This is a genomic window from Pseudomonas sp. CGJS7, assembly GCF_036961695.1.
Window position 1 is genome coordinate 1 of the sequence record NZ_JBAMDI010000160.1, and the last position, 20,951, is coordinate 20,951.

Sequence of the window (20,951 nt, forward strand, 5' to 3'; positions counted from 1 at the left end):
CAGCCTGCTGCGGGTGGAGGTGCTGGCCGACGACATCGTGCGGGTGCAGGCCGGACGCCGCGGCAAGTTGACCGGCGCGGGCGACAAGGCCGCGCCGATCGTGCTGCCGCAGCCGTCGGCGAAGGTCGCCGCCACGTTGGAAGAAGACGCGGCCGAAGTGCGGGTGCGCACCGGCGCCTTGGTGCTGCATGTGCAGCGTCAGCCGTTGAAGCTGAGCCTGGAACGGATCGACGGCGAGCGCCGTGCGCCGTTGTGGCAGGAACAGCAGCCGCTGGATCTGGACGCCGCGCAAAGCGTGCAGGTGCTGTCCTCGCAAGCCGACGAAGCCTTCTACGGCGGCGGCCAGCAGAACGGCCGCTATCAGTTCAAGGGCCGCGAACTGGACGTGTCGTACTCCGGCGGCTGGGAAGAGGGCGACCGTCCCAGCCCCGCGCCGATGCTGCTCAGCTCGCGCGGCTGGGGCATGTTGCGCAACACCTGGAGCGACGGCAATTACGATTTGCGCCAGCCCGATCAGGCCACGCTGCTGCATCGCGAAGACCGCTTCGATGCGTATTACTTCGTCGGCGAACTGCCGCGCCTGCTGGAGCGCTACACCCGCCTGACCGGCCGCCCCGGTCTGCTGGCGCGCTGGGCGTTGTCCTACGGCGACGCCGATTGCTACAACGACGGCGACAACGCCAAGAAACCCGGCACCGTGCCCGAAGGCTGGCGCGACGGCCCGACCGGCACCACGCCCGATGTGGTGGAGAGCGTGGCGCGCCAATACCGCGAACACGACATGCCCGGCGGCTGGATCCTGCCCAACGACGGTTACGGCTGCGGCTACAAGCAGCTGCCCGAAACGGTGAAGGGCCTGGCCAAGTACGGTTTCCGCACCGGCCTTTGGACCGAGAACGGCGTCGACAAGATCGCCTGGGAAGTCGGCACCGCCGGCAGCCGGGTGCAGAAGCTCGACGTGGCCTGGACCGGCAAGGGCTATCAATTCGCGATGGACGCCAATCAATCGGCGTTCAACGGCATCCTCAACAACTCCGATTCGCGCCCGTTCCTGTGGACGGTGATGGGTTGGGCCGGCATCCAGCGTTACGCGGTGGCCTGGACCGGCGATCAGAGCGCGAGCTGGGATTACATCCGCTGGCACGTACCGACCTTGATCGGCTCGGGCCTGTCGGGCATGGCCTATGCCACCGGCGACGTCGACGCGATCTTCGGCGGCAGCGCCGAGACCTACACCCGCGACCTGCAGTGGAAAGCGTTCACGCCGGTGTTGATGGGCATGTCGGGCTGGTCGTCGAACGCGCGCAAGCATCCGTGGTGGTTCGACGAGCCTTATCGCAGCATCAATCGCGATTACCTGAAGTTGAAGATGCGGCTGACGCCGTACATGTACGGCCTGACCCACGAGGCCGCGCAGACCGGCGCGCCGCCGGTGCGCGGGTTGATGTGGGATTACCCGCAAGACCCGCATGCGCGCGATGAGGCCTACAAGTACCAGTTCCTGCTCGGCCGCGATCTGTTGGTCGCGCCGGTGTACCGCAGCCAGGCCGCCAGCCGCGGTTGGCGTCGCGGCATCCATCTGCCGGCGGGTCGCTGGATCGATTATTGGGACGGCCGCAGCGTGCAGGCCGGCGCGGCCGGGCGCGACTTGGACCGTCAGGTCGATCTGGCCACGCTGCCGTTGTTCGTGCGCGCCGGCGCGATCGTGCCGATGCATCCGGCGATGCTGTACGACGGCGAGAAGCCGCTGGACGAAATCACCTTCGACCTGTACCCGCAGGGCGAGTCGCAGTACGCCATGTACGAAGACGACGGCAACACCCGTCGCTACGAGCAAGGCGAATCGAGCACTCAGCAAGTGCGCATGAGCGCGCCGGCGCAGGGCAGCGGGCCGGTGACCGTGTCTATCGACGCGGTGCAAGGCCAGTACCAAGGGCAATTGCCGCAGCGCCGCTACGGCTTGCGCGTGCTCAGCCGGCAAGCGCCGGCCGTGGTTTCGCTGGACGGCCGCGCGCTGCCGAAGCTGGCCGATGCGGCCGCGCTGAAATCCGCGGCGGAAGGTTGGTACTTCGACCCGAGCGATCGCAAGGGCAGCGTGCACGTGCGCACCGCCGCGGTCGACATCCGCAAGCCGCTGAAGCTGAGCCTGGACATCGCCGTTACCGCGGCTGCCGCCGACGACGCCTATCCGGCCGCGCCGGCGCTGGGCCGCGCCTTGCCGGCCGACAGCCTGCTGGTGGTCAACCGCCCGGCCGAAGAACCCGGCCACGCGCTGGAAAACGCCTTCGACGAAGATCCCAAGACCTGGTTCCGCAGCGTGCGCAATCAAGCCGTGCGCACCGGCGCGCACGAATGGACCCTCGGTTTCGGCGAACGCAAGTTGATCGACGGCATCGAACTGGCGCCGCGCAACGATCAGCACTGGAAGCACGGGCAAGTGCGCGATTACGAGGTGTACCTGGGCGACAGCAACGGCGAGTGGGGCGAGCCGATCGCGCGCGGCCGCTTGCAGCTCAAGCAGGACCTGCAGCGGATCGAGTTCCCGGCGCGCGCCGGCCGCTTGCTGCGCTTCCGTGTGCTCAGCGTGCAGAACCCCGAAGGCGACGGCGCCTCCGCGAGCGATCCGATGGTCACCGCGGCGCAGGGTGGCGCGGCGCGCGCGGTGGACGCGTTGCAACCGCGCGATGTCGGCCCGATCGCGCTGTCGAGCTTCCACATCCTCGAACATCAAGCGCCGGAGCGGCCGGCACAGCAACGCTATCTCTCCGAGCTGCCGTTGCCGGCCGCGCTGGCCACCCAGGCGCGTGCCGACCGCGTGTTCGGCGGCGAGCAGCCGCTGCGCATGAACGGCTTGCTGTTCCGTCGCGGCCTCGGCGTCGCCGCGGCCAGCCGCATCGATCTGCGTCTGCAGGGCCAGTGGCGCCTGCTGCGCGCCGACCTCGGCATCGACGACGCCTGCCGCGCCGCCGGCGGCCTGCAGTTCCAGGTCTGGGGCGACGGCCGATTGCTGTACGACAGCGGCTTGGTCAAGGCGCCCGGCGTGGTCAAGCCGGAGCTGGACATCCGCGGTCTGTCTTCCTTGAGCCTGCGCACGCTCGGCGCGCAGGGCAGCCAACCCGCTCAGGTTTGCGCGAACTGGGCCAACGCCGCGTTGATCGGCCAGGAGGGCGATACCGCCAGCATCCTCGCGCCATGACTTCGCTCCACCGCTGACCCCTAAACCGAAACGCGACACCGCTCCTCCCCCCAAGCCACCGACTGCGGCCATCCGGCCGCGGCCCGGGATCGCTGTTGCCCTTCGTCCGCCATCCGCGCCGCAGTCCTGCCAGGAGAGTTCCGATGTTGTCCGCAAGCCGCCGCACGCGCCGTCAACGCGCCCACTGTAGTTCCCGCATTTCCGCCACCCCGTTGTCGCTGGCCTTGGCCGTAGCGCTGCTGGGCCACGCTTCGCTCGCTGCCGCACAGGATGGCCAGGACAGCGCGAACGCCGACGGCAAAGGCAAGGCCACCGAACTGGAACGCATCCAGGTCACCGGTTCCAACATCCGCCGTCTGGACGTGGAAACCGCCTCGCCGGTGCAGGTGATCAGCAAGCAAGACATCGAGAACATGGGCGCGCGCACCTTGCTGCAAGTGCTCGACAACCTGCCGGCCGCGCGGCCGGCGCAGCAGGATTCGCGCTCGCTGTTCACCGGTTCCGACGGCGCCTCGCAGGCCAATCTGCGCGGCCTGGGCGCGCAGGCCACACTGGTGCTGTTGAACGGCCGCCGGCTGTCGTACTACGGCGCGCCGGCCGGTTTCCAGACCCAATTCGTCAACATCGACGCGATCCCCGCCGCGGCGATCGAACGCATGGAAGTGCTGACCGACGGCGCCTCGGCGGTGTACGGCACCGATGCGATGGCCGGCGTGATCAATGTCATCACCAAGCGCAACTACCAGGGCGCGGAAGTCAGCGTCACCACCGACACCTCCTCGCGCATCGATTCCTACGGCGAGCACCAGGCCAGCATCACCGCCGGCTTCGGCGACCTCAACGAGGATCGTTTCAACGTCTACGGCTCGTTCAACTTCTATCGCCGCGATGCGATCCCGCTGAGCGATTTCTACGACAAGCGCCCCAACCAGTACTACATCAACAACCCCAATTATCTGAAGAACCTGCGCCTGGGCACCGGCAGCAAGCCGGGCGAGTTCAACCCCGGAAGCTACTTCGCGATCAATCCGGCCACCGGCGCGCGCGTGCAGGAACCGGCGCCGGGCTGCAAGAACGTGCTGACCGGCGAAGCCGCCGGCCCGCGCTGCATCTGGCAGACCTGGATGAACAACGAGATCGACGCCGGCGCCCAGACCGAGCGCATGACCGGTTACGTCAACGCGAATTTCCTGATCGGCGAGAACACCGAAGCGTTCACCGAACTGACCTATACCGACATCGACCTGCGCGCCAATGGCGGCACGCCGCGCACTTTCGGCAGCACCACCGGCAACCCGACCAGCTGGTTCTCGCGCAATACCGGCAACACCGCCAATCAATTCCTGTATCCGTTCCTGGGCCCGAACAACGAATACAACCGCGCCAGCCCCGAACTGAAGGCGATGATGGGCGGCGTGGTGGGTCTGAACTACTTGCTGCAGGACGTGGGCGACAACTACTTCGGCCAGCGCAACACCGACAAGAGCTACCGCGCGTTGGCGGGACTGCGCGGCAGCATCGGCGATTGGAACTGGGAAACCGCCTTCGCCACCGCCGGCACCCATTCGGTCACCTACCAGACCATCAACGTCAATCTGGACGGCTTCCGCAAAGCCTTCGGCCCGTTCACCGTCGATCCGGGCACGGGTCGGGTGATCATCGCCGACCATCCGGCGTACAAGTTCGGCGAAATCAGCGAAGCCAATGCGGCGTTGTTGCGCGCCGCCTATCCGACCTTCGACATCGAATCCTGGACCCGCCTGCACACCCTGGACGGCAAGATCGAAGGCCCGCTGTTTGAATTGCCGGCCGGTGAAGTGCGCGCGGCGTTCGGCTTCAACATCAGCCGCGAGACCTTCTATACGCCCGGCAACCAGGACGCAGCCAACGGCCTGATCACCCAGCAGGGCGGTTCGTGGTTCGACGGCAAGCGCAACACCTACGCGCTGTTCTCCGAAGCCGTGGCGCCGCTGACCGAGAAGCTGGAACTCGACGCCGCGCTGCGCGTGGACAAGTATCCGAATTTCAGCGCCAATGTCGCGCCGAAGATCGGCCTGAAGTACCAGATGACGCCGCAACTGCTGTTGCGCGGCACCTACTCGGAAGGTTTCCGCGCGCCCAGTCTGGCCGAGTCCGGCAGCGGCGGCGTGTTCGCCCAACTCGGCAACTTCCGCGACGAAGTCCGCTGCGACGAAACCAACGCCATCGCCAACCTGCTGCGCCAGTCGCGCCGCAGCGGCGATGTCGATCTGGGCAACTCACTGCTCAATACCGACTGCGCCCGCACCGTCGCGCGCATGACCCAGCCCAACAAGGAATTGAAGCCGGAGAAGGCCAAGATCGCGACCTTGGGCTTCGTGTTCGAGCCGCTGGACTGGCTGTCGGTGTCGGCCGACTACTGGTTCGTTTACCGTCGCAACGAGATCGCCGCGCCGGACTTCAGGAAAGAGGGGGACATCGTGACGAAGGTGCGCTCGCCGATCACCGATTCCGACCGCTCGGCCCTGGCGGTGTTGGCCGCGATGTGCGCCGATCCGGCCAGCGGCGTGAACTGCCCGAGCACCTTGCCCGGTTACAGCATCGGCAACGTCGCCAGCGTGGTCGGCCAGTACAAGAACCGCGGACGGACCCTGGTGGACGGCTTCGACATCGACGCACGCAGCCGCTTCTCGCTGGGCGAATGGGGCAGCCTCAACATCGGCCTGGCCGCCACCATCGCGCACCGCAACACGACCTATCAGGACGAGGAAACCGGCTGGTACTACGGCGACATCGTCGGCTACTACAACAACCCGCGGGTGCGCGCGACGGTCAACGCCGACTGGAACTACCGTAAGTTCACCACCAGCGCCTTCGTCAACTACGTCGGCGGCACCAAGTGGGCGCGCGAGCGGATCGACGAGCAAGACAACAACGAGCAGACCTGCACCGGCGATTATCTGGCCGTGCCCGAACCGCAGTGCGACGGCGCGCCGTCGTGGTGGACCGCCAACCTCAGCCTGACCTGGCGTCCGACCGACAAGCTCAATCTCGGCGTCACCGTCAAGAACCTGTTCGACCGTCAGCCGTTCTACGACCCCAACAGCTTCCTCGGCGATTCGGCCGACTACGCCACGATTTTCGGTCGCAGCTACAGCTTCACGGTGGGCTACAAGTTCTGATCACCTGACCGCGCCGGCTAATGCCGGCGCGGTTGTTTTCGGGGGCGGAAAAGTACGGAGTAAGAGTGCCCGTTCCAGAAACGGGCGCGCAGCCGCGCGCCTTGAAAATTTTGTACGATCGCAGGGGAGTCATATCCGCGGTTTGTCCGCCTCAACTCCTCTGGATCGGTTAGCGCATGGATGACGCAATTCAGACATTCATCAGTTCACTTCTCGCGCCGGCGACACTGGCGGCGATCTTGGCGTTCCTGGTCGTGCTGTGGCGGACGCGGTCTATACACGCATTGGTGATGCGTTGTTGGAGTCTGATGTCCGGCAACTTCGAATTGGTTGACGGCGAAATAAGAAGCTATGGGAAAGAGCTGCATAACCTGAGCTACTTCCAAGTATTGACTGGGTTGCGTATTCGCTCATTGGATGAGGCCGATAGACTCATCGCTTGGGCGCGCCAGCGTCGGATAGATCTACGCGATGCTGCATGGTGTGCCGGTTATTTTGACCAGAAGAATCTTCGTGTGCGGGTGGAGGCGATTCCTGGGTCGCGCGTTCGGATATCGTTGGTCATGTTCGTGATGACTTGGTTCCTGATATCCCTGGCTGTGTTCCTTTTCTTTTCCTCTTCTTCCAAGGCCTACTTTCAGTTCAAAGAGAGTCAGTCCAGTTTCTATTTGTCGCATCAGGAGGCAAGGAGGTGGTATCCGCTGTCTTTCTTCGCGGGCAGTGAAGATTTGCCACTAAATGTCGCTGTTTGTCGGGAGATCATCGCCGACAAGTACTTGGAAGAGGCTGGATTTACACGCCCGGAGTCGTTCGACCTTTGCGCTGTACTGACAGCGGAAGATGCCAAGTTGCAGATCGATACAATGCTGCGTAAGCAGAAAAAAGACGCTATGGGCCTTTTCGCCATGCTTATGGTTTTCTTGGTCCTCCCAGGAATCGAATTGCGTCGTATCGTGTATGCGCGGAACCTGGCCGAGCGACTGAGTCAGCCCGACGGCGGCATCTCTTATCGAGCCGAGGGATGGAGGAATCTGCGCCGTTCCAGCATTGCCAAACGACGTAAATTCCTCCTGCAATCGGGCCGGCGTTGAGCCTTTGAGGCTGCCCGAACGCCAAAGTAATTCATACCAGCGAGGGCGAGGATGAACCCAAGCGGTCCGCGCGACCCGCGCTCGTTGCTACGCAGGCACAGCCCTGCGAATCAATCGCGCCGCGACATGACCTCGCGATCCATGAACCCGCGAATCGTATCGGCGATAGGCAACAGATCCTCTTCCAGCGCGAAATGGCCGGTGTCGAAGAACTCGATCTGCGCATCGGGAAGGTCGCGCTTGTAGGCCTGCGCGCCGGGCACCAGGAAGATCGGGTCGTTCTTGCCCCACACCACCAAGGTCGGCGGCTGGTGCTTGCGGAAGTAGGCCTGCCAGGCCGGGTAATGGCCCGGGTTGCTGCCGTAGTCGCGCAGCAGGTTCAGTTGGATCTCGCGCAGGCCCGGGCGGTCGAGCAGGGCTTGGTCGAGCAACCAGTTTTCCGGGGCGATCGCGGCCGGGTCGCGCACGCCGTGCAGGTAATGCCAGCGGGTCGATTCCAGGCTCAGCAACTTCTGCGCGATCAGTTCCGAGCGCTGCGGCGTCGGCTCGCGCCAGTACGCGCGCAGCGGGTCCCACAGGCTGCCCATGCCTTCTTCGTAGGCATTGCCGTTCTGCACGATCAGGCCCTGCACGCGTTCGGGATGAGCGACGGCGAGGCGGAAGCCGACCGGCGCGCCGTAGTCGAACAGGTACAGGCTGTAGGACTTTACCTGCAGCGTTTGCAGCAGCTTGTCGACGGTGACGGCGAGGCGGTCGAACGAGTATTCGTAGTCGGCCGGCGACGGCGCGGCGCTGGCGCCGAAGCCCGGGTAGTCCGGCGCGATCACCCGGTAACGGTCGGCCAGCAGCGGCATCAGCCGGCGGAACATGTGCGAGGAACTCGGCAGGCCGTGCAGCAGCACGATCGTCGGCGCGTCCTTGCGGCCCGCCTCGCGATAGAACAGATCCACGCCGTCGACGTGGACGACCTGGTGGCGCATCGCCAGCGCATCGGCGGGCGCGGCGTCGGTATGGGGTGCGGTAGCGGCGTGGGCGGCGGGCAGCATCAGCGAGGCGGCGAGGGCGGCGGTGAGAAGGTTGCGCATGATCGTGACAATCCGTAGCGGGGGGAAGTGCCGAGGCGCGCGAACGCGCTCGGGTTCAAAGATCGAGTACCAATCGGTCGCTCTGCGCGCGCGACACGCAGATGCACATCAGCCGCGAGCGCTCGCGCTCGGCCTCGGTCAGCGCGGTGTCGCGGTGTTCGGCGACGCCTTGCAGCACCTTGACCGCGCAGGTGCCGCAGTGGCCGGCGGCGCAGTTCGAGGGCGCGTCGATGCCGGCGATCCGCACCGCTTCCAGCACCGTCTGTTGCGGGGTCACCGCGAGGGTCCGGTTGGAACGGCGCAGATGCACTTCGATCGGGCGCGCGTCGGCGCCGGCCGATGCGCTGAAGCGTTCGCTGCGCACGCGGTCGACGATGCCGAGTTCGTGCGCGGCGGCCAGGGTGGCTTCGACCATGCGCTCGGGCCCGCAGACGTAGATCAGCGCGTCGGCGGGCGCGGCGGCGAGGGTGCTGCGCAGATCCAGCCGCAGGCCCTGGTCGGAGGGATACAGGCTGAGCGCGGGGAAACGTTCGGGCAGGGTGTCGGCGAACGGCATCTCGCGCAGGCCGCGGCCGGCGTAATGCAGCTCGAAATCGACGCCGCGCGCGGCCAGCGCGTGCGCCATCGCCTTGATCGGGGTGATGCCGATGCCGCCGGCGATCAACAGCGCCGGCCGCGTGCCGGGGTCGAGCTGGAAATAGTTGCGCGGCGGGTCGCAGCGCAGTTTCAGTCCCAGTTCGAACGCCGCGTGCAGCGCCTTGGAACCGCCGCGGCCGGTGTCTTCGCGCAGCACCGCGATTTCGTAGACATCGCGCCGGGCCGGATCGGAGCTGATCGAGTAATGGCGCAACTGGTATCCGTCCGCCGTCGGCACCGGCACGCGCAAGTGCGCGCCGGCGGCGAACGCGGGCAGGTCGCCGCCGTTGGGGGCGCGTAGTTCGTAGATGCGGACCCGCGGTGTCGCCTGCCGGACCGCGGCGATGGTGAGTTCCAGCGCGCCTTCGCCCAGCACATCGGGTTTGCGCTCGGGTTCGGCGGCTACCGCTTGGGCTTGGCGCAACTGTTCGCGCAGCGGCTCGATCAGTTGCTCGACCTCGGCCTCGGTGTAACGCGGGGTGATGTGTTGCGGGCAGTTCCAGTCGCAGGCTTCCACCTCGATCACCACGCCGCGCTCGACCCGCGCGCGGTAGGCCGGCATTTCCAGGCGCGCGATCAATTCGGGATTTTCGTCCTCGTGGACGATCCGCGCGCGGCCCCAAATCTTGAGCCTGCGCCGGTTCGGGTAGTCCATCAGGATCAGGGAAATGCGCTCGTTCGCGCCCAGGTTGCCGACGCTGAGGTACTGCCGGTTGCCGCGGAAATCGGCGTAGCCCAGGGTCTTGCTGTCGAGCACGCGCAAGAACCCGGCCGGGCCGCCGCGGTGCTGCACGTACGGCCAGCCTTCTTCGCCGACGGTGGCTTGATAGAACGAATCGCGCTCGCCGATGAATTCGGCCTCGCGTTCGCCGATTTCGTCGCGAGCATCGTCGCTGAGCTCGAACGAACGGTTGGCCTCGCGGCTGCCATAGCGTTGCTGCGCCTGTTGGACGCTGGGGGTGAAGCCGATGCGGGCGAAGGCGCGAGGCATGGAACGCTCCGGGGAGGAATCGGCGCCGGGAACCCGGCGCCTGTGGGCGATCGAATGATGCGGGGTGGCGGCGGCCGGTTGCGGCGGCCGATCAGGCCGCGGCGGCCAGCGACACCTTGGGGAAGTCGATCTCGACGCGGCTGGCCTTGCCCAGGATGTTGGTGAGCAGGTTCATGCCGACGTGGGTGATGATCTCGACGATTTCGGCGTCGCCGAAACCGGCGTTGCGCGCTTCCAGAATTTCCGCGCTGGTCACTTCGCCGTGGTGCTCGACCAGCGAGCGGGCGAACTTGACCGCCACCGCGGCCTTGGCGTCGTGGCTGGTGCCGTCGCGGTTGGCCTGGATTTCGCCGGCGTCCAGACCGGCCTGGCCGGCCAACGCGGTGTGCGCGGACAGGCAGTACTCGCACGAGTTCTGTTGCGCCAACGCCAGGGCGATGCGCTCGCGGGTGCGCGGGTCCAGGCTGCCTTCGCCGGCGATGGCGTACAGGCCGAGGAACGCGCGCAGCGCGGCCGGCGAGTTGGCGAAGACTTTGAGGAAGTTCGGCACGCTGCCGAGCTGGGCCTGGATCGCGCTCAGCAGTTCGCGCTGTTCGGCGTCGGCGTGTTCGGGTTGGACGGTGGCGATGCGGCTCATGGGGGAACTCCGATGGGGATGGGTGAGGGCGGCGCCGGGTCTCGGCGCGGCGTCACTGTCCTTCATTTCGGAGATCGCAGGAATCGGTGCTACATTAAATTCAATATTTCATTTAGTGGAATAATCGCCGTGGACCGATTCCATCTGATGACGGTGTTCGTGGCCGTGGCCGAGGAAGAAAGCTTCGCCGCCGCCGCGCGCAAGCTGGGCTTGTCGGCGCCGGCGGTGACCCGCGCGGTCGCGGCGCTGGAAGAACGGCTGGCGATCAAACTGCTCGACCGCACCACCCGTTTCGTCCGCGCCACCGAGGCCGGCCGCCGTTACCTCGACGATGCGCGCCGGCTGCTGCAGGAAATGGACGAAGTCGAAGAAGCCGCGGCCGGCGTCAACGCCGCGCCGCGCGGGCATCTGGCGGTGACCGCGCCGGTCCAGTTCGGCCGCATGTTCGTGCTGCCGGTGGTGGTGGACTATCTGCGGCGCTATCCGGCCGCGCAGGTGTCGGCGCTGTTTCTGGACCGCATCGTCAACATGCTGGAAGAAGGCGTGGACGTGGGCGTGCGCATCGGCGCGTTGCCCGATTCGAGCCTGCAGGCGATCCAGGTGGCGACGGTGCGGCGGGTGCTGTGCGCGGCGCCGGACTACCTGCGCGAACGCGGCGAACCGCGCGCGCCGGCGGAGTTGGCCGGCCACGACATCGTCTCGGCGCTGGGCGTCAGCCCGACCATCGAATGGAAATTCGGCCAAGGCCGGACGATCCAGACCCAGCGGATCGCGCCGCGTCTGGCCACCAGTTCCAACGATGCGGCGATCGAAGCGGCGGCGAGCGGCTTCGGCATCGCCCGCCTGCTGTCGTACCAGATCGCGCCGCATCTGGCCGCGGGCAGGCTGCGGATCGTAATGAGCGAGTACGAACCCGCGCCGGTGCCGGTGCATGTGCTGCACCGCGAGGGGCGTTACGCCTCGGCGAAAGTGCGGACTTTCGTCGATCTGACCGTGGCCGCGTTGCGCGGGCACACCGCGTTGGCTTGATCGCGATGCCCCGTGGCCGGCTGCCGCGACCCGTTGCCGCAGGCGCGGCGAAGTAGCGAACGCGCCGACGCGCGGTGGCCGTGCTTCGGCGATACTGAGCGCGAGCGACGGCTCGCCGACGCGCGATCCGCGCTAACCAACCCATGCGAGAACCCGAGCCATGCCGATGCCGCGCCCATTGGTCACCGACGTCGCCCCGCCGGCGGGCTCGCGGGTGGTCGGTTTCTACCCGAGCACCGATCTGTGCGACGCCTATTCGATCGAACTGCCCGACGATGCCTGCGGCGATCCCGAAGCCCTGGCCCGGTTCGTGTTCGCGCGCAGTCCGGCCTGGATGAGCGTGCTGATGGGCATCCGCGACACCCTGGTCGCGGGCCTGGGCCTGAAGACCGCGCACGGTTTGCGCGAGCTGGGCGCGGACGACGGCGAGCGCGTCGGCATCTTCCGGATCTACGAACGGCGCCCGGCGGAGCTGCTGTTGGGCGAAGACGACAAACACCTGGACTTCAGGTTGTCGGTGCTGTGCCAGCCGCCCGCCGCGGCGGGCGATAAGCGGCGCTTGATCGTTTCGACCGTGGTCCACTGCCACAACGCCTTGGGGCGCGGTTATCTGGCCGTGGTCGCGCCGTTCCATCGGCGGATCCTGCGCGCGAGCCTGGCCAACGCCGCGCGCATCGGCTGGCCGCCGCAGCCGGCGCGCTGAGCGCGCTCAGCCCGGCACCAACTCCGCTTCGGGCAGGCAGTGCGCTTGCAGGAAGGCGTGCAGGGTACGGACGAAGGCCGGATTGGTGTTGATGAAGAAATGGCCGCCGGCCATCGCCACCTGACGCGAGTCCTGGAACAATTCGCCCCAGGCGAACACGTCCGCGACCAGGGTTTCGTCGTGTTCGCCGGCCACGATCAGGGCCGGAATCCGCGCCAGCTGCGGATGCACCGCCGGCAGGCGGAAGTTTTCGCCTACGGCGAAATCCGCGCGCAGCGCCGGGAAGAACAACTGCATGATTTCCGGATTGTTGAGCAATTCGCGCGGCGTGCCGTTGAGGCTGCTGAGCTTGGCGATGAAGCGATCGTCGGGCAGCTCGCTGACCCGCTCGCGCGGCTTGTTCACGGTCGGCGAGCACTTGGCCGACAGCGCGATCGCGCGCGGCGCCGGCGCGCCCAGTTGCAGCAAACGGTTGGCCACCGCGAACGCCATCAGCGCGCCGTTGCTGTGGCCGTACAGCAGATACGGGCGGTCCAGCAGCGGCAGCAGATCCGGTACGAGTTGGGTCAACAACTGCTCGATGTCGCGGATCGGCGGCTCGGCCATGCGCACGCCGCGTCCGGGCGGTTGCACGCAGAACAGATCGATCCGCGGATTCAGCCAGCCGCGCCAGGAGGCGTAGGAGGTCGCGCTGCCGCCGGAAAAGGGGAACGCGAACAGACGCGTGTCGGCGTCGTCGGATTTGCTGGATCGGATCAGCCAGGGCGATGGTTTCATGTCGGACGCTGAAGAGTGGGGTTGCCGGTGCGCATCGCTGCGCCGCACATCGGACGATGGAACAGGTTCATTGCGGATCGGTGACGGCGGTCGGAATGGCGGCGAAAACATCGACCCGCGCCGCAATCCAGGCCGCGAGCGAAAACGCCGGCGCGGCATGCGCTGGCGCAGGGCCCGCATCGCCGATCGCGATACCGCGCGCGCATCGGCGTTGACCGCGATTTTAAGCGGTTGCGCGCGCGGCTTACGTCCAAACGGTCACGATCAAAACGCCACCTGTCCGTCACTTGCGCGTGTTGCCGGCGAAATTCGCGGCGCGTTGCACGAGCGCAAGCAATCTCCGCGCCGAGCGGGGAAATGCCGATGGGGATTCAACGTCAGCGGGGGCACCGGTCGCGCGTCCGGGCCGGCAACTGGCTCCCCGACATTTCCCGCAACTGGCTCGCCGCGCGCCGCCGCCGCCCGATAGCCTGGACCCAGCCTCTTCACCAGGATGACTTCGCCATGCCCCGATTTTCGCCGCTGTCCTTGCGCGATGCCGCTTCCGGGCAGGGCTGGCTGCCGCCGGTGACGGTGCTGGTGTTGATCGCGATCCTGATGTGGCAGGCGGTGACGCCCGCCCGCGCCGAGACCACCGGCGAGGATTTCGCCCGCCAGGCCGGCGAGCGCGTGCTCGGCCGCGCGGTGCCGCCGCTGATTCTGACCACCGTCGACGGCGAGCGCCTGGACCTGGGCGTGCTGCGCGGGCGCAAGGCGGTGTATCTGAAATTCTGGGCGACCTGGTGCGGCCCGTGCCGCGCGCAGATGCCGCATTTCGAACGCGCCCAACGCCGCGCCGGCGCGGACTTGCAGGTGGTCGCGGTCAATATCGGTTTCGACGATACGGTCGAGCAGATCCGCGCCTTCCGCCGCGAATTCGGCTTGACCATGCCGGTGGTGCGCGACGACGGCCATCTGGCCGAAGTGTTCGGCTTGCGGGTGACGCCGCAGCATGTGGTGATCGGCAAGGACGGGCGGGTGGCCTACGTCGGGCACGAAGTCGATGCGCGCCTGGAAAAGGCGCTGGCGCAGGCCCGCGCGGCGCCGGCCGGGCTCGACAGCGGCGCCGCGCCGAGCGTGGCCGGCGCGGTCGCCGCCGATCCGCCGTTGCAGATCGGCCAGGCGGTGCCGGAATTGTCCTTGAGCAGTCTGGAATCGCGGCCGCTGGCCTTGCGCGATCCGGCGCGCGGCCGCGCCAGCGTGCTGGTGTTCCTGTCGCCGTGGTGCGAGAGCTATTTCGCCGAGACCCGGCCGGAATCCTCGCGCCAATGTCGTCTGGCGCGCGAGCGGTTGGTCGCGCAGGGGCGCGACCGCCGGGTGCGTTGGGTCGGCATCGCCTCGGGCCTGTGGGCTTCGCCGCAGGATCTGCGCGAGTACCGCGACAAACACCGCATCCCCGCGCCGCTGGCGTTGGACCGCGACGGCGCCGCGTTCCGTCGTTTCGGCATCGAGCGGGTGCCGCTGGCGATCGTGGTCGATGCGCAGGGGCGGGTGGCGCGGCGGATTCAGATCGATGAGCTGGCGGGGCTGAATCTGGATCGGCTCGCGGCCGAACCGGCGGTCGCCGCGCAATCGGCGGGGCGCTGAGCGCGGCATCGGGATCGACGTCGTCGATCCGATGCGCACCGCACAGTTTCCCTGGGCCGTCAGCCCAAATGCCCGCATTGCCTTTGCGCAAGCTGTCGCTCACCTAATCGGCGTGACCGGCTCGACGCCGGCCGCGGGTCGATAGGCTTTACAATCCGGGCCCCTGCCGGGCGGATCGGGCGCAGGCTGAACGGGCGATTTCAAGCGCCCCAGCCGCGGTTTGTTCCCGCCGGCCATCCCAGATTAGGAGTGTTCTGAGTGCCTACTTGGCTTGTGACGGGTGGTGCCGGTTTCATCGGCGGCAATTTCGTCCTCGATGCGGTGCGCAAGGGGATCAAGGTCGTCAATCTCGATGTCCTGACCTATGCCGGCAATCTGGACACCCTCAGCGCGCTCGACGGCGATCCCAACCACGTGTTCGTCCACGGCGACATCGGCGATGCGGCGCTGCTCAAACGTTTGCTGAGCGAGCATCGCCCCGAGGCGGTGATCAACTTCGCCGCCGAGAGCCACGTCGACCGCTCCATCGACGGCCCGGCCGCGTTCGTGCAGACCAATGTGGTCGGCACCCTGAGCCTGCTGGAACAGGTGCGCGATTACTGGAAGTCGCTGGACGCGCCCAAGCGCGACGGCTTCCGTTTCCTGCACGTGTCCACCGATGAGGTCTACGGCTCGCTCGGCGACAGCGGCAAATTCACCGAGACCACGCCGTACGCGCCCAATTCGCCGTATTCGGCGTCCAAGGCCGCATCGGACCATCTGGTCCGCGCGTTCCACCACACCTACGGCTTGCCGGTCCTCACCACCAACTGCTCGAACAACTACGGGCCGTTCCAGTTCCCGGAAAAACTCATTCCGCTGGTGATCGCCAAGGCGCTGGCCGGCGAGGCCCTGCCGGTGTACGGCGACGGCATGAACGTGCGCGACTGGTTGTTTGTGGGCGATCACTGCGCGGCGATCGCGCGGGTGCTGGAAGCCGGCCGGATCGGCGAGACCTACAACGTCGGCGGCGACGCCGAGCGTCCCAACCTGACCGTGGTCAAGACCATCTGCGCCTTGCTCGACCAGCGCCGCCCGCTCGCCGACGGCCGCGCGCGCGAGTCGCTGATCGCCTTCGTCGCCGATCGCCCCGGTCACGACCGCCGCTACGCCATCGATGCGTCCAAGCTCAAGAACGAATTGAACTGGGCGCCGACGCTGAGCTTCGATCAGGGCATCGCCCGCACCGTCGACTGGTATCTGGACAACCAGCCCTGGGTGCAGCGCGTGCTCGACGGCAGCTATCGTCTCGAACGCATCGGCCAAGCCTGATTCGAACTCTCCGATCCGCACTAGGAATCCACGCATGAACCGCAAAGGCATCATCCTGGCCGGCGGATCCGGCACCCGGCTGTATCCGATCACCCAGGGCATCAGCAAGCAGCTGTTGCCGGTGTACGACAAGCCGATGATCTATTACCCGCTCAGCGTGCTGATGCTGGCGGGCATCCGCGAAGTGCTGATCATCAACACCCCGCACGAGCAGGCCTTGTTCAAGAACCTGCTCGGCGACGGTTCGCAGTGGGGCATGCGCATCGAGTACGCGCAGCAGCCCAGTCCCGACGGCCTGGCACAGGCGTATCTGATCGGCCGCGACTTCGTCGACGGCCAGCCCAGCTGTCTGGTGCTGGGCGACAACATCTTCCACGGCCCCGGCCTGACCGCGATCCTCAAGCGCGCCGACGCGCGCAGCGAGGGCGCGACGGTGTTCGGCTATTGGGTCAGCGATCCGGAACGCTACGGCGTGGCCGAATTCGACAGCGCGGGCCGGGTGATCGGCCTGGAAGAAAAACCGCTCAAGCCGCGTTCGCGCTATGCGGTGACCGGGCTGTATTTCTACGACGGCCGCGCCAGCGATTTCGCCGCCCAGCTCAAGCCTTCCGCGCGCGGCGAGTTGGAGATCACCGATCTCAACCGCATGTACCTGGACCAAGACCAGTTGCATCTGGAACAACTGGGCCGCGGTTACGCCTGGCTCGATACCGGCACTCACCAGTCGCTGCTGGAGGCGTCCAACTTCATCGAGACCATCGAGACCCGACAGGGCTTGCGCATCTGCTGCCCGGAGGAAATCGCCTTCGGCAACGGCTGGATCGACGCCGAGCAGCTGACCGCGTTGGCCCGGCCGCTGGCCAAGAACGGTTACGGGCAGTACCTGCTCAGCCTGATCGAACGCGGCCCGGTGCCGTGAATCCACGGCTTTCAAACAGCCGGCAATAAAGAGTAAGCAATGAAGATCATCGAAACCGAACTGCCGGGTTGCCTGATCGTCGAGCCGCAGGTGTTCGGCGATTCGCGCGGCTTTTTCTACGAATCGTTCAATCGCGACAAGCTGGCCGAGGCCGGACTGCGCATGGACATCGCCCAGGGCAACGTGTCCTCATCGGCGCGCGGCGTACTGCGCGGGCTGCATTACCAGTGGCCCAAGCCGCAGGGCAAGTTCGTGTCGGTGATCGAAGGCGAAGTGTGGGACGTGGCGGTCGACATCCGCCGCGGCTCGCCGCATTTCGGCCGTTGGACCGCGGCGGTGCTGAGCGCCGAGAACAAGCGCCACTTCTGGATTCCCGAAGGTTTCGCCCACGGCTTCGCGGTGCTCAGCGAACGGGCGATCTTCAGTTATCTGTGCACCCAGACCTACGACGCTCAAGCCGATGCCGGCGTGCGCTGGGACGATCCGGACCTGGCCATCGACTGGCCGATCAGCGAGCCGGTGCTGTCGGCCAAGGATCAGGCCGCGCCGTTGTTGAAGGACGTCGCCGCCGACCGCTTGCCGGTCTACGGCGCATGAAGATTCTGCTGCTCGGCGGCGACGGCCAGGTCGGCTTCGAACTGCGCCGCAGTCTGGCCGGGTTGGGCGAAGTGGTCGCGACCACGCGCAGCGGCCGACTGGCCGACGGCGGCGTGTGCCAAGCGCTGGATATGGCCGACCTGGACGCGATCGCGCCGTTGCTGCAACGGGTGCAACCGCGCTGGGTGGTCAACGCCGCGGCCTACACGGCCGTGGATCGCGCCGAAACCGAGCGCGACGCGGCGTTCGCGGTCAATGCCGCGGCGCCGGGACGCATCGCCGAATTCTGCGCCGCCCACGGCGCCGCGCTGCTGCATTACTCGACCGACTACGTGTTCGACGGCAGCGGCACCCGGCCGTATCTGGAAACCGATCCGACCGGGCCGTTGAGCGTTTACGGCCACAGCAAACTCACCGGCGAACAAGCCATCGCCGCCAGCGGCGCGGAGCATCTGATCCTGCGCACCGCCTGGGTGTACGCCACCCGCGGCGGCAATTTCCTGCGCACCATGCTGCGCCTGGGCGGCGAACGCGAGGAGCTGCGCGTGGTCGCCGATCAGCACGGCTCGCCGACCCCGGCCTGGTTGTTGGCCGATGCGGCCGCGCAAGTGTTGCGGCAGGGCATCGCCGAATCGGGCGTGCGCCATCTGGTCGCGGCCGGGCAGACTACATGGCACGGCTTCGCCGAAGCGATTTTCGATGAAGCGTTTGCGCGCGGACTGATCGAACGCAAACCGCGGGTGGTGCCGATCGCTACCGCCGAATACCCGACACCGGCGCGCCGGCCGGCGTACTCGGTGCTCGACAGCGGCCGCTTGGCGTCCGAGTACGGGTTGGCTGTGCCCGCTTGGCGTGAAGCTCTGGCCCAAACCCTCGATCTGGGCCGCTGAACGGCTCCAAGCCGAAGTCACATTCTGTCGATTGTGTAGGCCCGGCGGCGCTGTCTATGATCCGCCAGTCGCGGGCGAGGATGCCCGCGAACCGGTACCGCGCAACCGCCGGGCCGGCCATGCTCGACACAGGGGACGGCATCGATGAGGCATTGGACCCGCGCGTGGGCGCTCTGCGCCGCATTGGCCGCGACGGCGACCGCGTCCGCGCAGAGCGCAACCACGGCCGCAGCGCCGGCCGCGGCTCCCACCGCCACGGCGGCGTCCGCGCCAGCCGGTGCGGCGCTGGAAATCGACGGCTTCGCCCGCAACGACACCTTCCACGACATCAAGCTCTCGCCCACCGGCGAGTTCTATGCCGCCTCGGTGCCGATGGAAGACGAAACCGCGCTGGTGATCTTCAAGCGCGAAACCCTCAAGCCCAGCGCGGTGTTCCGGATCGGCCGGCACAACCACGTCGAGGACTTCTGGTGGGTCAGCCCGACCCGGGTGCTGATCGGCATGGCGCAGAAGCTGGGTTCGCTGGATCAGCCGCGGCTCACCGGCGAGTTGTTCGCGATCAACGCCGACGGCACCGGCGCGGATGTGCTGGTGGGCTATCGGGTGCAGAGCCGCGGCGCGGGCACGCGCATCCAGCCCAAGAAAGTCGAGAACGTCGCCGCGTTCCTGATCGACGATCTGCCCGCCGATGAGCGCGCGGTATTGATCTCGGTGCAGCCGTTCACCGCCGACGCGTATTCGCGCGCCGAACGCCTGGACACCTTCACCGGGCAGCGCAATCTGGTGGCGATTTCGCCGGTGCGCAACACCAGTTTCACCACCGACAACGCCGGGGTGGTGCGCTTCGCCGAAGGTTACGGCAAGGACCGGGTGCGCAAGCTGTTCTATCGCGAGAGCAACGACGGCCAGTGGCAGTTGATCGATTCCGAAGACCGCGACGCGGAGATGGATTCGCCGATCGGCTTTTCCGCCGACAACAAGACCGCGTACTTCCGCACCAGCCACGCCAAGGGGCCCGATTCCATCGTCGCCTTCGACATCGCCACCCAAGGGCGCAGCGAAGTCTTGCGCGACAAGGTCGCCGATCCGGCGACGATCATTTATCGCAACGGCACCCAGATTCCGGTTGGGGTGTTTTTCCGCAACGGCAAGCCGCGCTCGGTGTTCTTCGACAAGAACTCGCCCGAGGCGCGCCAGTACAAGAGCCTGGAAGCCGCGTTCCCGGGCGATGCGGTGCGGGTGACTTCGCAGACCGCCGACGGCCGTTTGGCGTTGGTGGAGGTCGAGAGCGATCGCAGCCCGGGCGATGTGTTCTTGTTCGACAATCAGAACAAGCACGCCGCGCACGCGCTGGCCCGTCGCGCCTGGTTCGATCCGGCGGCGATGGCGCCGATGCGCGAGATCGAGTTGCGCTCGCGCGACGGCCTGAGTCTGTACGGGCTGCTGACCACGCCCAAGGACAGCTCCGGCAAGTCGCTGCCGATGGTGGTGATGCCGCACGGCGGTCCCTACGGCGTTGAGGACCATTGGCGCTTCGACGACGCCGCCCAGGTGCTGGCCGCGGCCGGTTATGCGGTGCTGCAAGTGAACTTCCGCGGCTCCGGCGGTTACGGCGACGCGTTCGTCGAGGCCGGTCGGCGCGAGTGGGGCGGCAAGATGCAGGACGACGTCACCGACGCGACCCGTTGGGCGATCGAGCAGGGCATCGCCGACCCGTCGCGCATCTGCATTTACGGCGCCAGCTACGGCGGTTACGCCGCCTTGATGGGCGCGGCGCGCGAGCCGACGCTGTACAAGTGCGCGGCCGGTTATGTCGGCGTGTACGACTTGCCGATCCTGCACACCACCGGCGACATCCAGCGGCGCGGTTCGGGCGAAACTTATTTGCGCGAATGGATCGGCGCGCCGCAGGTTCTGGAGAGCAACTCGCCCTCGCGCCTGGCCGGCCAGATCAAGGTGCCGGTGTTCCTGGCCGCGGGCGGCGAGGACGAACGCGCGCCGCAGGTCCACAGCGAGCGCATGGAGAAGGCGCTGCGCGAAGCCGGCGTGCCGGTGGAGACGCTGTACTACAAGACCGAAGGGCACGGCTTCTACGAAGAGGCGCACAAGCGCGAGTTCTATTCGCGGTTGCTGGCGTTCCTGTCGCGTTCGTTGGGCGGCAAGGTGGCGACCGCGCCGAAGCCGAAGGAAAAGACCAAGAAGTAAGCGGGGTTCGCGGTTGTTGCGGTTGCGCGGTCGCGGCTTGCGCCGCTCCTACAGGTAGCCCGGATCGATCCGCAGCCGCTGTTCGCGGTCGTTGCGG

General features: G+C 67.0%; 15 protein-coding genes. 11 read left to right on the forward strand and 4 right to left on the reverse strand.

Annotated elements, in window-relative coordinates; translation table 11 throughout:
* The 3 genes from V7787_RS46855 to V7787_RS46865 form a co-directional block, all read left to right on the forward strand.
* On the forward strand, positions 1-3,196 hold a 3,196-nt coding region (locus V7787_RS46855), incomplete at its 5' end, for a TIM-barrel domain-containing protein (RefSeq protein WP_336094607.1).
* Positions 3,197-3,339: 143 nt separating this feature from the next.
* Positions 3,340-6,357 (forward strand): TonB-dependent receptor domain-containing protein, encoded by a 3,018-nt coding sequence (locus V7787_RS46860; RefSeq protein WP_336094608.1) that lies wholly within the window; start codon positions 3,340-3,342, stop codon positions 6,355-6,357.
* Positions 6,358-6,533: 176 nt separating this feature from the next.
* Positions 6,534-7,448: a DUF6216 family protein gene (locus V7787_RS46865; protein ID WP_336094609.1), complete on the forward strand. Its 915-nt coding sequence runs from the start codon at positions 6,534-6,536 to the stop codon at positions 7,446-7,448.
* A gap of 110 nt (positions 7,449-7,558) precedes the next feature.
* On the opposite strand, the gene V7787_RS46870 is transcribed toward V7787_RS46865, so the two are convergent.
* From V7787_RS46870 to V7787_RS46880, 3 genes are all read right to left on the reverse strand, one after another.
* Positions 7,559-8,536 carry an alpha/beta fold hydrolase gene (locus V7787_RS46870; RefSeq protein WP_336094621.1) on the reverse strand — a complete coding sequence of 326 codons (978 nt, stop codon included), beginning with the start codon at positions 8,534-8,536 and terminating at the stop codon, positions 7,559-7,561.
* A 52-nt stretch (positions 8,537-8,588) separates the two neighbouring features.
* Positions 8,589-10,160 carry a 2Fe-2S iron-sulfur cluster-binding protein gene (locus V7787_RS46875; RefSeq protein ID WP_336094610.1) on the reverse strand — a complete coding sequence of 524 codons (1,572 nt, stop codon included), beginning with the start codon at positions 10,158-10,160 and terminating at the stop codon, positions 8,589-8,591.
* A gap of 91 nt (positions 10,161-10,251) precedes the next feature.
* On the reverse strand, positions 10,252-10,797 hold the full coding sequence (locus V7787_RS46880) for a carboxymuconolactone decarboxylase family protein (protein WP_336094611.1): 546 nt from the start codon (positions 10,795-10,797) through the stop codon (positions 10,252-10,254).
* Positions 10,798-10,926: 129 nt separating this feature from the next.
* Here V7787_RS46880 and V7787_RS46885 point away from each other — a divergent pair, with 129 nt between their 5' ends.
* Positions 10,927-11,826, forward strand: coding sequence for a LysR family transcriptional regulator (locus tag V7787_RS46885; RefSeq protein ID WP_336094612.1), 900 nt, complete (start codon positions 10,927-10,929; stop codon positions 11,824-11,826).
* 166 nt (positions 11,827-11,992) lie between these two features.
* Positions 11,993-12,529, forward strand: coding sequence for a DUF2867 domain-containing protein (locus V7787_RS46890; protein WP_336094613.1), 537 nt, complete (start codon positions 11,993-11,995; stop codon positions 12,527-12,529).
* Positions 12,530-12,535: 6 nt separating this feature from the next.
* Here V7787_RS46890 and V7787_RS46895 read toward each other — a convergent pair whose 3' ends face one another.
* Entirely contained in the window at positions 12,536-13,306 is a 771-nt protein-coding gene (locus V7787_RS46895; RefSeq protein ID WP_336094614.1) for a thioesterase II family protein, read from the reverse strand.
* A 504-nt stretch (positions 13,307-13,810) separates the two neighbouring features.
* Between V7787_RS46895 and V7787_RS46900 the strand changes: the two genes are divergently transcribed.
* From V7787_RS46900 to V7787_RS46925, 6 genes are all read left to right on the forward strand, one after another.
* A complete protein-coding gene (locus V7787_RS46900; protein WP_336094615.1) occupies positions 13,811-14,932 on the forward strand; it encodes a TlpA family protein disulfide reductase in 1,122 nt (373 codons plus the stop codon).
* Positions 14,933-15,190: 258 nt separating this feature from the next.
* On the forward strand, positions 15,191-16,243 hold the full coding sequence (gene rfbB, locus V7787_RS46905) for a dTDP-glucose 4,6-dehydratase (protein WP_336094616.1): 1,053 nt from the start codon (positions 15,191-15,193) through the stop codon (positions 16,241-16,243).
* Positions 16,244-16,277: 34 nt separating this feature from the next.
* On the forward strand, positions 16,278-17,162 hold the full coding sequence (rfbA, locus tag V7787_RS46910; RefSeq protein ID WP_336094617.1) for a glucose-1-phosphate thymidylyltransferase RfbA: 885 nt from the start codon (positions 16,278-16,280) through the stop codon (positions 17,160-17,162).
* A 39-nt stretch (positions 17,163-17,201) separates the two neighbouring features.
* Complete coding sequence (rfbC, locus tag V7787_RS46915; protein ID WP_336094618.1) at positions 17,202-17,759, forward strand: dTDP-4-dehydrorhamnose 3,5-epimerase; 558 nt, start codon at positions 17,202-17,204, stop codon at positions 17,757-17,759.
* Entirely contained in the window at positions 17,756-18,649 is an 894-nt protein-coding gene (gene rfbD, locus V7787_RS46920) for a dTDP-4-dehydrorhamnose reductase (RefSeq protein ID WP_336094619.1), read from the forward strand. Before rfbC ends, rfbD begins: the two co-directional genes overlap by 4 nt.
* A 144-nt stretch (positions 18,650-18,793) precedes the next feature.
* Positions 18,794-20,854 (forward strand): alpha/beta hydrolase family protein, encoded by a 2,061-nt coding sequence (locus tag V7787_RS46925; protein WP_336094620.1) that lies wholly within the window; start codon positions 18,794-18,796, stop codon positions 20,852-20,854.
* Positions 20,855-20,951: the final 97 nt, after the last annotated feature.